This window comes from Sulfurimonas sp., assembly GCF_047622445.1.
Classification (GTDB): domain Bacteria; phylum Campylobacterota; class Campylobacteria; order Campylobacterales; family Sulfurimonadaceae; genus Sulfurimonas.
This window is the reverse complement of sequence record NZ_JBLHOE010000044.1, coordinates 17,228-27,151: the sequence shown is the minus strand read 5'-3', so window position 1 is coordinate 27,151 and position 9,924 is coordinate 17,228. Positions and strand designations below refer to the sequence as shown.

Here is a 9,924-nt window from a genome sequence, read left to right as displayed (position 1 = left end):
TTTATCAATATACAAAACATAACAACCCCTACTCTCTAAGTTAGATAAAGTCGCACAATGTATCTCATTTGGGTTTACTATGCAAAGGCTGTAAGGTTGTAAAGTATCTTGCTTAGTGTTAAATAAAATATTGATACTACCAAACTCTATAGCTGTAATAGTCAATTCATCATGTTGATGTTGCTTATCACAGCTAGTAACTTCTCGAATATATCTTAACTCAACAAATGGAAGTTTATCTGTCTTAAATATTGTAGCTTTCATATTAATTTAAATAGATTAAGTCTTCATATTAGCGTTTATAGTAAGCCATAACTGAGCTTTTCCCAATTGTATGCATGTTTATCATATAGCCAACTAAAGCAGGATTAGCATTTTCATCTAAGTCAAGTTTATCAACATCAAGGGCATGAACTGTTGTTATATAACTATGAGCCTTATCTCCTTTTGGTGGACAAGCACCTCCAAAACTACTAGTACCAAAGTCTGTTTTACTTTGCACACTACCTGTAGGCAGTAGTTTTAATACACTAGCATTTGTAGAGATTTTTTTTGTCCCTTTTGGTATGTTAAAAACAACCCAGTGCCACCAACCGCTACCTGTTGGAGCATCAGGATCATATACAGTAAGAGCAAAACTTTTTGTTTCCTTAGGTGCATTTTCCCAACTAAGTTCTGGTGAAATATTCTTTCCAATACATCCAAAACCATTAAAAACTTGAGCAGATGACATTTGTCCTATCATTGCATCGCTCTTAAGCGTAAAACCTTCAGCAGACAATGTTTGAGAGAATAAGACTAAACTAGCTACAGCTATTATGTGTTTAAATTTAAATTTCATTTTTTTCCTTTAATTAAAATTATTTTACTCATAAGAAAGAATATCTTTACGAACATTATCAATATTTTTAGAACAATTACCGAGTACGTATTTTACATCAACTTTTATAAGCCTTGGTGCATAATCAAAACCTTTGTAGTCTAAATACTTAGCAACTTCTTCTTTTGAATCAATGATAGTTGCGATTCCATTGACTTTAAAACGTAGAGATGTATTAAAATCAATAAACAACATTGCTATATTTGGATTATCCATCATATCACTAATGCCATGCAAGATTCCATTTCCATCATAATCTGGAAATACTATAGTTGTTTCATCTACTACATGCACAAAACCAACTTCACCACCTTTGTAGTTCATGTTTGGCTTTCCCTCTTTGGATGCAGTTGCTAGAAAAAAATAACTACTCTTACTTATTAGCTCTCTTACTGGTTTTGACATACGTGCTGTATCTGTTGCAGTTAAAATCATTGAAGCAATTTGTAATGTTCCATATTTAGTTTGTGCTTTATTTTTATTAACTATCATGCAATAGTGTCCTTTTAGTAAATAAATATATTTATCATTTTATCATAATTTTATATGTGGAATTTTTATTGCTTGTAAAGACTAATTCAAAGGACATATTATGCAAACTTCAAGTTCTTATCAATCTTATTTAAACTCTATGAAAGATTATAAAGTATCCCAAGGGAGAAAAGATTATCAGGCACCATTTGCTGATAAATTTGAGTCTATCTATGAAAAAGCTAAAAAAGAAGATATTGGTTTGTCTAATGCCAAAGACTTTTTACAAAACTTATCTGCTAGCGAACTTCAAACACTACAAAAATTCTCAGGCTTAGCAGACAAAGTGAACACAGACACTTTAAGCGCTGAGGGTGCATATAACCTACTATTACATGATAATGAACATTATGACTTTAACAATGATGGAGTTGCTGAAGTAGGTATTGGTAAAAAAATGCTGCCTATTCCTATAAATATGCCAACTGATGTTCGAGACGCATACATAAGTGCAATGAACGCATTAGACGATAAAGATAGACTTATGGCGGGCATGTTAAGCCTTGATCCTGTACATCTCAAAGCAGTAGTTAACAACGAACCTTATACTCCAACAAAAATGGACTACAACTATTTAAAGTCTAGTGTTGAGAACATCCTAAATCCACCTCCTGGCGCATATACTTCAGAAGAAACAAAAATAAGTATTCAAAAATTTTGGAATGCCTTTGACTCTAACTATAAAGGTGATAAAAGCAAACCTGATACACAAACAGAAGAAAGAAGTAGCGAAGTAGCAAAATTTTTAAATGATTTACGTACGAAAGGAGCTGCAAAATTTTTAGCTGATTTAAATCAAGAAAAGATAGATAAATTAGTCAAAGAGTTTGAAGAAAAACTTATAAAAGAAATGGGTGATTCTCCTCAAGCACTACAAGAGATAGCAAAACTAGTTGAAGACTACAAAAAACAACTTCTAGAGGAAATGCATGAGAGAACGAAAGAGGAAAAAATTGCGAAAGGAGAGAAATCTCCCATTTTAAGTGGAAATTCTCTTGTTCAAGAGATGATAGAGATGCAACAAAAACCAATAAACAAACCGTTAAATAGCTTACTGCTAAATAAATAGCTAACTATTTACCGGTGTAATTAACACCTGTTACTTCACCACTTAGGTTTACAAATATATACATAATTTGTTTTGCTTTATCTTCTACTCTTGTATTGTAAAATCGTACAAGCCATTCCGTAGAATATTTAAATTGCTTCTTTTTTGCATCTAATATATCGGCTTTTGACCAAGTCTTTGGAATTTTCTGATCATTCATGAGAGCAGATAACTGTTTCTCTGCGATACTTTCAACTTCTGCCTTTGTTATACTCTCATAAGAGTGTCCATTTCCAGCATGACTATGATCGTGTCCGGCACCTGCATATAGTGGATTTATTCCACAAGCTAGAACTATTGATAGTACTGCATTTCTTAATATTTTTTTCATATTTTTCCCTTATAATGAATCGTGATAATTTTGTATCTTTTTTTGCTCAGCTTGCATATCTAAATGGATATGATAATGTTCATCTTTATTAAAACCAAATTCTTCTTCATTTGCCAGATGACTATATCCGTGCATTTGCATTAAAAATAGCATAAAACCTGCGAATATCAAAGCATGGTTAGTCACTTTAGAAAATTTTGTGAATGAAGCTAATTTTCTCCATTGTTGTAGGACTATAAGCATCAATACTAAAGCTATAATCTGCCCAATCTCCACACCAATGTTAAAAGATATAATCTTAAGTAACATCTCAAAATTTTGTTCCCCTAAAGGCAACTCTTGTAATCTTGTTGAGAGTCCAAACCCATGAATAAGCCCAAATATCAAGACCATTAGTAAAATATTTGGAGATTTTACACCTAGATAATTCTCGAAACCTTTATTATTATCAAATCCCTTATACATAACACTTATAGCTATAACTGCATCAATCAAATAATAATTGGCTGTTATACTCATAAATGTAGCGAATATCAAAGTGATACTATGCCCTAAAGTAAAGAGGGTAACGAATTTCATTATATCCATAATAGTTGTTAAAAAGAAGACAAGCCCAAACAAAAAGAGTAAATGATCGTAACCGCTTAACATATGTGAAGCACCAAGTTCAATGAAACTAAGATACCCGCCCTCATTCATTGCTTGGACATCCGAGGGTGATATACCGTGTGCAGATGCTGTCTCTTGTAATAATAGTATCAAAATAGCAAAGAAAATTATTTTCATTTACTTAGCTTTTTTTAAGTAGTAACAATACTCGAGATTACCCTCTTTTCCTGTAAGTTGTGATGGGGATTTGTCTAGTAAAATCCAAGACTTAGCTTGACACGCTTCTTCAAACTTTTTCATTGCCTTTTCTATCACTTCTTTGTCTTGTACTACACCATGATTGTCACGCTTAGCTTCACGTCCAACCTCAAACTGTGGCTTAAAAAGAAGTATAATCTCATGACTAGCTAACCTGTCTACATCGTCAAGAATATTGAGTAAAGATATAAACGAAACGTCACTCACAACTAAATCAAAAACTTTGTCACTCTCAAATTTACGTATGTCACAACTCTCGTAAGAAAATACTCGTACATCTTCTTTTATAGAATGGTGAAGTTGCTCACGTCCAACATCAACTGCACTAACTTCTTTTACACCACGTTCAAGTAAAACCTGTGTAAATCCACCTGTTGATGAGCCTATATCTAAACATACTTTTTCTTTTACATCTAAGTCAAGTTCTTTTAAAAATTCATCCAGTTTATGAGCAGAGCGTGAAACATACTGTTTATGTTCTTGCACCTCAACTATGTCATCAGAACTTAGTTTATATGAGCTTTTTGAGATACTTTTTGAGTTCACAGATACAAGAGAGTTTTTTATCATAGTCTGGGCTTTGTTTCTACTCTCACACAAGCCGTTCGCAACGAGGTAATTATCTAATCTAGTCAATATAATATCTATGCTGTTTTTAAAGCATGTGTCAAAAACATTTTTATCAATGACTGATAAGGTACATCCATTGCATTTGCTTTAACTTTTAATTCTTCTATCATGTCTACAGGTAAACGTAAAGATATACTTTTAGTGGTCTTTTTAAGATTAGATAATCTAACAGATTTTGCTTTTGACATATCGAAATATTCTGTTACATCATGGGCATCCCAAAAAGTAGATTCTTCTTCTTCACTTTTAAATATTGGTAATTCTTTAAACTTCTTCATAAATTATCCTCTCTTTTTCACTCATTGCTCTTGCTGAAATAATTCTGATATAATTATCTCTAAGAGTAAAAATAACAGTTATCAAATCATCAAAGTCATTTTTACCTAAAGCTACACAGCTACACTCATTTATAGAGTGTTTAAAATCCTCTACAATCAGTAAAGGCTCATTAAAAAAAATTTCTTCAATCGCTGTCCATTTTAAAGCATGTTTATTTTCATTTTTGTGGATATTTCCTTCATCCCACTCAAATCCAACAATAGCTTCTATGTCCAAACAATCAACTTCCATTCTCTTCCTTGTATATTGCTATTATATACAAATGTTGTTTTATTGTCAATTATTTATGTCATCATAATGTTATTCTTATATAGTTGTTTTGTAATATTACTCTAATAACATAACGTTAAATTTTATTAAAAATAATCAGAGGATAGTTTGAATGGATATAATAAAAATTGCGATGTCGGCAATTGTGTTGGGAAGTTTAGCTCATGCAAAAGTCATTACAGAGGAAGAGACAAAAAATATTGCTCTAAATAAAGCATTTAAAGAGAGTGCTAAAAGCTATAAGATTAAGGAGCTTATCGAAGATGATAAGCTTTTTAAAAAAACATCTAAGTATGCAAAATACTTGGAAAAAGATTCTAAAATTAGATTAATAAAACTAGACCCTCAAGGTTGGGTATTAGTTGCTGGTAACGATAATGCTACACCAGTTATTGGCTATTCATTAAAGAGTAAGTTTGATGAAAATAATCTTCCTCCTCAATTAGAAGAGTTATTAGGAGAGTTTTCAAAAAGTTTATTTGATTTAAATAATAAAAAAGATAAATCAACTAATGCAAAGAAAATAACTAATCCTGAATACTTACAATTAGTAAAAGAAAGAGAAGAAAAATGGAAAAATCTTAATCAAGAACATAAGCAATACAAAGCGAAACATCCATTTAAAAAAACAGACAATTCAGTCGAAGTAATTGGTAATTACACATCTTCTTTCACAAGTCCTACATTAAAACTAGAGAAGGAAACTGAAGTAACTACTCCTCTATGGAATCAGGATGAATACTATAATACCCATGCTCCTCTAGTTCCAAGTAATCTTACTTCTTTGTATGGATTTGATGGACGTTCTCCAACAGGGTGTGCAGCAACAGCTATGGCAGAAATTATGCGTTATCATAGTTGGCCTAATAATGCAAATTTAGTATCGTATAATGATATTAATGGATCTATGCAACAACAAGTTGATGCATACGATACAAATCATCAATATAATTGGAACATAATGGAAATGACTGACTTAGTAGCACCAAATGACGAAGTAACATTATTAATGCATCATGCTGCATTAGCTGTAGAAATGAATTTTGAAAATAACAACTCTTCATCAAACGCTGCTATTATTGCTAATGTAATGAGGGATAATTTTGGCTATCAATTTTATGCATATTTGTCAAGAGATCAACTTGCTAATGATACAATATGGCGAAATCTGATTTATACAGATTTAAGACAAGGTTTTCCAATAATTTATTCAGGATTTGGAACAAGTGGACATACTTTTCTTATAGATGGATTTGATAGTGAAGATAATGATTATCACATAAACTTTGGGTGGGGAGGAGCTGGTAATGGGTATTACATTATTGATGGTATTACACCAGGTAGCTATGCTTTTTCAGATAATGCAATCGCTATTTTTGGTCTAAAACCTAATAATAGTGAATATAGAGATGTTTTTGAAAAAGATAATACTTGGGAAAAATCGTCATATTTGCCTGTAGGCAGTGTACAATTAAATCATAGTATTGCACCTGCTAGTGATGAGGATTGGATGACTTTTTGGAATGATACACTGAGTGACATTAAGATACAAACATATTCAAACTCTTCTACAGGTAATTATAGAGATACGCAGCTTTTCTTATATGATTATTATGGAAATGAAGTAGCGTTTAATGAAGACTATGAAAGTGGTGGACTTTCCAAAATAGAAGTTGATGACTTAAGTTCTGGAAGATATTATGTCAAAGTTAAGGCAGCATCTAATTCGAAAGAAATCTCATCATACGATATTAACATCGTAAGGAATTAAGATGAAGATATTACTAGCTTTAATTATTACACTTTCAATACTCAAAGGTGCTATTGCCCCAGTTGAATGGAATCACCAAATTTATGCAAAAATTACAAATCTAAATCAGTACTCTAATATTGTGATACAACAATGTTCATATGGGAGTACGGAATGTAGTATAATTGAAAATGATACATTTTTCTCTGAAAATGGATTTCATAATCGTTACTTTGTTATGAAAAGGGAGTTCTACAATCAAGTCGATGCAATTGATGAAACAACATTTACTAAATTATATGATCGATTTACAACAATCGGGAAATCGTTTAGAATAAAATATCTCTATGATTCTCCATACAGCGATGAAGTTATCGATGGACACATTGAAAAAGAGGAACTATACTTTGAGATTACACAGGTAAATGATGAAAATATTGTGTTGGAAGTGAAAAAAAGAGTACTCATCTATAGAGATGGAAGAGCAGATGAAATTACAAATTATTAAACTATTGTCTTTATTAATAGCAATAGGTATCTTCTTTACAGGTTGTGAAAGTAAACAAGAAAGTAGTAATGAATTTGAACCAGTTATTCTCTCTTTTACAACACAAGAAGATTTTAAAGCGATACAAAGTCCTTACTCTCCTGTCGTTTTATCTTATACTACAGAGGAAGATATTAAAGCAGTACTTTATCCTTATTCTCCGGTTGGATTATCATTTACAACACAAGAAGATTTTGATAGCATTAATAACTAAAGTTTTAAAAAACTAATAGGTATTTCTATCTTTCTTTTGTGGAGTAATTGTCAATAGGTTAAAGGCTTTTAGGGATAGGACAATTATTTCATCATTTTCTCATTAAGTTCAAGTAGAGTTTTTAAACTCTATCAAAATCTACTTAAAACAATAACAATATTCATAATTATTTTCTTAATCAGTTGGTTTAATTTTCTTACTTTTCTTTATTCTCAAGTTCAAATTTACTCAAGCTCTGCTCGCATCTCTGATTCAGTTAAACATCTCACACCTAAACTCATGGCTTTGTCATACTTACTTCCAGCGTCTTCACCATAAATGAGAAAATCTGTCTTTTTAGAAACAGAACCAGATACTTTTGCGCCAAGTTCTTCAAGTATCTCTTTTATAGCTCCACGAGATTGACTCATCGTTCCAGTAAGCACTGCAGTTTTTCCTTTAAAAGGATTCTCTTTTGCTTCTTCACGTTGTACTGGTTCAAGTGGCTCCAATATATTTTGAAGATTAACAATAATCTCACGATTGACCCGAACAAACTCTAAGACTGATTCAGCCATTTCTTCACCAATTCCATCACATGCTATGATTTGCTCTTTACTTGCATCTACAAAAGAAAAGCCAAAGTTTTCACTTAAAGTTTTTGAGGCTACTTCACCAACATGCTCAATCCCTAAAGAGTTGACAAATCTCCAATAATCGGACCCTTTTGCGTTTTGCAAAGAGTCAAGTAAATTTTGAGATTTTTTCTCTTTAAAACCCTCTAGTTCTAAAAGAGATTCTAAAGTTAAATCAAATAAGTCTGTTACATTTTTCACCAATCCAGAAGTAAATAAAGCTTCTACAATCTTAATACCTAAACCATCAATATTTAAACATGGCTTTGAAGCAAAATACATGATGGAATTTACTACCCTAGCCTCACATGAAAGATTTTGACATTTAAGTAAAACACCCTCATCCAAAAGCTCACTCGAACATACTGGACACTCAGTTGGTCGTATAACGGCTACTTCAGAACCATTACGTTCATGCGTTAAAACTTTAATGATTTTAGGAATAACATCGCCACTTCTTAAAATAATAACTTTATCATTCAAACGAATATCTTTTCTGTCTATCTCATCAAAATTATGAAGTGTCGCACGCTCAACTACAACACCATCTATATCTGTTGGCTCAACTATTGCAACAGGAGTTACAGCACCGGTTCTTCCTACTTGAAGTACTATCTCTTTTACTGTTGTTATCTTCTCAACTGCTGGAAATTTATACGCCACAGAAAAACGAGGAACTTTGACTGTATAACCCATATCTATTTGTGATGCTATTTGATCAACTTTCACAACCATGCCATCTAACATCATAGAGTAAGAATCTCTATCGTGCACCATCTGCTTATAAATAGATTCTATCTCATCATAACCTTTACAAACAGCTCTCTCAGGTGGTTTTCTAAATCCTAAGTCGTAAATAAAATCCATTTTTTTGTGAAGATATTTCATATCTAAAGTATCAACACCCACTCCATACGGTAAAAATACTAAGTTTCTCGAAGCAGTTACGCTAGAGTCTAGCTGACGTAAGCTTCCTGCTGCTGCATTTCTGGGGTTTGCAAAAACTGCTTCACCTTCTGCTAATCTTCTTTCGTTAATTTTTTCAAACTCATCTTTAAAAATAACTACTTCACCACGAATTTCTATACGTTCTTTATGAGCTATTGTAAGTGGAACTGATTTGATTGTTTTTATATTTTGCGTGATTAATTCACCAACAGTTCCATCGCCACGAGTAATCCCCTGAACAAGGTGTCCATTTTCATATACGAGATTAAGGGAAGCTCCATCAAACTTTGGCTCACAATAAAAAGTGATATTTGAGTCAAGCTTATAAGTCTTTGTAAGCCATTTCTCTAAACCAGCCGAATCAAAGATATCTTCTAATGACCACATTCTTGATAGATGTGAAGCTTTAGTAAAGCCTTCACTAATAATATCGCCCACTCTTTGTGTGGGCGAATTTGTAAGCATCTCTTGGGGATTTTTTTCTTCATAGTCAACTACTTCATGATATAACTTATCATAAACTTCATCAGTAGTAATGGGATCATCTAAAACATAATAATGGTGGGAATAGAGGTTTAAATCCTCTATTGCTTTTATATACTCTTCTTTATTCATAAAAAGGATTTTATCTTAAAGTATATTAGAACTTAATTACTGATCTCGATAGAGTATACTGCCCCATAAAAATCAAACAACTTTTTCTAAAATTTAATCCAAATATTGCTACTGTTGCTGGCTCACTAAAAGTATCATAACTTTACACCTAGTTTATCTAAAATAGAAACAACACTATAGTAAGCAAAGACTGTCATCATTATCGAAAACCCCATACTCACATAAAATCCAAAGCCTTTTTTAATCAAAGAAGGAAAAGTTAAAAGGAGTGTCATCGATG

12 protein-coding genes and 1 pseudogene are annotated in these 9,924 nt (G+C 32.1%); 4 read left to right on the top strand and 9 right to left on the bottom strand.

Translation table 11 applies throughout. The annotated features are described in order from the left end of the window. The 3 genes and pseudogenes from ACI9TV_RS10525 to ACI9TV_RS10515 all read right to left on the bottom strand — a co-directional run. Positions 1-264: pseudogene (locus ACI9TV_RS10525) on the bottom strand (AraC family transcriptional regulator); the annotation flags it as partial. A 28-nt stretch (positions 265-292) separates the two neighbouring features. Next, a complete protein-coding gene (locus tag ACI9TV_RS10520) occupies positions 293-841 on the bottom strand; it encodes a YbhB/YbcL family Raf kinase inhibitor-like protein (RefSeq protein ID WP_415250751.1) in 549 nt (182 codons plus the stop codon). Between the two features lie 24 nt (positions 842-865). After that, positions 866-1,372, bottom strand: a complete 507-nt coding sequence (locus ACI9TV_RS10515; RefSeq protein WP_415250750.1) for a pyridoxamine 5'-phosphate oxidase family protein — start codon at positions 1,370-1,372, stop codon at positions 866-868. A gap of 100 nt (positions 1,373-1,472) precedes the next feature. Here ACI9TV_RS10515 and ACI9TV_RS10510 point away from each other — a divergent pair, with 100 nt between their 5' ends. After that, positions 1,473-2,480: a hypothetical protein gene (locus ACI9TV_RS10510; protein ID WP_415250749.1), complete on the top strand. Its 1,008-nt coding sequence runs from the start codon at positions 1,473-1,475 to the stop codon at positions 2,478-2,480. A gap of 4 nt (positions 2,481-2,484) precedes the next feature. Here the strand turns inward: ACI9TV_RS10510 and ACI9TV_RS10505 are convergent, their stop codons facing one another. Genes ACI9TV_RS10505 through ACI9TV_RS10485 form a run of 5 tightly spaced genes read right to left on the bottom strand, consistent with a single transcriptional unit; the run spans position 2,485 to position 4,917 of the window. Continuing rightward, complete coding sequence (locus ACI9TV_RS10505; protein WP_415250748.1) at positions 2,485-2,850, bottom strand: DUF6488 family protein; 366 nt, start codon at positions 2,848-2,850, stop codon at positions 2,485-2,487. Positions 2,851-2,859: 9 nt separating this feature from the next. Then, positions 2,860-3,636, bottom strand: coding sequence for a HupE/UreJ family protein (locus ACI9TV_RS10500; RefSeq protein ID WP_415250747.1), 777 nt, complete (start codon positions 3,634-3,636; stop codon positions 2,860-2,862). After that, positions 3,637-4,353, bottom strand: coding sequence for a TlyA family RNA methyltransferase (locus ACI9TV_RS10495; RefSeq protein WP_415250746.1), 717 nt, complete (start codon positions 4,351-4,353; stop codon positions 3,637-3,639). An 8-nt stretch (positions 4,354-4,361) separates the two neighbouring features. Further along, entirely contained in the window at positions 4,362-4,625 is a 264-nt protein-coding gene (gene brnA, locus ACI9TV_RS10490; RefSeq protein ID WP_415250745.1) for a type II toxin-antitoxin system BrnA family antitoxin, read from the bottom strand. After that, entirely contained in the window at positions 4,612-4,917 is a 306-nt protein-coding gene (locus tag ACI9TV_RS10485; RefSeq protein WP_415250744.1) for a BrnT family toxin, read from the bottom strand. The genes brnA and ACI9TV_RS10485 overlap by 14 nt, the downstream gene beginning before the upstream one ends. A 151-nt stretch (positions 4,918-5,068) precedes the next feature. Here ACI9TV_RS10485 and ACI9TV_RS10480 point away from each other — a divergent pair, with 151 nt between their 5' ends. The 3 genes from ACI9TV_RS10480 to ACI9TV_RS10470 are packed head-to-tail and all read left to right on the top strand — an operon-like array spanning position 5,069 to position 7,467. Beyond that, a complete protein-coding gene (locus tag ACI9TV_RS10480) occupies positions 5,069-6,727 on the top strand; it encodes a C10 family peptidase (RefSeq protein ID WP_415250743.1) in 1,659 nt (552 codons plus the stop codon). A gap of 1 nt (position 6,728) precedes the next feature. Next, positions 6,729-7,214 carry a hypothetical protein gene (locus ACI9TV_RS10475; RefSeq protein ID WP_415250742.1) on the top strand — a complete coding sequence of 162 codons (486 nt, stop codon included), beginning with the start codon at positions 6,729-6,731 and terminating at the stop codon, positions 7,212-7,214. Next, the gene (locus ACI9TV_RS10470) at positions 7,195-7,467 is read left to right on the top strand and encodes a hypothetical protein (protein ID WP_415250741.1); all 273 of its coding nucleotides are present in this window, start codon (positions 7,195-7,197) and stop codon (positions 7,465-7,467) included. The genes ACI9TV_RS10475 and ACI9TV_RS10470 overlap by 20 nt, the downstream gene beginning before the upstream one ends. A 224-nt stretch (positions 7,468-7,691) precedes the next feature. Here the strand turns inward: ACI9TV_RS10470 and ligA are convergent, their stop codons facing one another. Next, positions 7,692-9,644 (bottom strand): NAD-dependent DNA ligase LigA, encoded by a 1,953-nt coding sequence (gene ligA, locus ACI9TV_RS10465; protein WP_415250740.1) that lies wholly within the window; start codon positions 9,642-9,644, stop codon positions 7,692-7,694. Positions 9,645-9,924: the final 280 nt, after the last annotated feature.

Excerpts from the sequence above, each read along its gene's own strand:
- ACI9TV_RS10470 (WP_415250741.1), top strand. The coding sequence starts at position 7,195 with ATGAAATTACAAATTATTAAACTATTGTCTTTATTAATAGCAATAGGT.
- ligA (WP_415250740.1), bottom strand. The coding sequence starts at position 9,644 with ATGAATAAAGAAGAGTATATAAAAGCAATAGAGGATTTAAACCTCTAT.
- ACI9TV_RS10485 (WP_415250744.1), bottom strand. The coding sequence starts at position 4,917 with ATGGAAGTTGATTGTTTGGACATAGAAGCTATTGTTGGATTTGAGTGG.
- ACI9TV_RS10500 (WP_415250747.1), bottom strand. The coding sequence starts at position 3,636 with ATGAAAATAATTTTCTTTGCTATTTTGATACTATTATTACAAGAGACA.
- ACI9TV_RS10510 (WP_415250749.1), top strand. The coding sequence starts at position 1,473 with ATGCAAACTTCAAGTTCTTATCAATCTTATTTAAACTCTATGAAAGAT.
- brnA (WP_415250745.1), bottom strand. The coding sequence starts at position 4,625 with ATGAAGAAGTTTAAAGAATTACCAATATTTAAAAGTGAAGAAGAAGAA.
- ACI9TV_RS10520 (WP_415250751.1), bottom strand. The coding sequence starts at position 841 with ATGAAATTTAAATTTAAACACATAATAGCTGTAGCTAGTTTAGTCTTA.
- ACI9TV_RS10515 (WP_415250750.1), bottom strand. The coding sequence starts at position 1,372 with ATGATAGTTAATAAAAATAAAGCACAAACTAAATATGGAACATTACAA.
- ACI9TV_RS10505 (WP_415250748.1), bottom strand. The coding sequence starts at position 2,850 with ATGAAAAAAATATTAAGAAATGCAGTACTATCAATAGTTCTAGCTTGT.
- ACI9TV_RS10480 (WP_415250743.1), top strand. The coding sequence starts at position 5,069 with ATGGATATAATAAAAATTGCGATGTCGGCAATTGTGTTGGGAAGTTTA.
- ACI9TV_RS10475 (WP_415250742.1), top strand. The coding sequence starts at position 6,729 with ATGAAGATATTACTAGCTTTAATTATTACACTTTCAATACTCAAAGGT.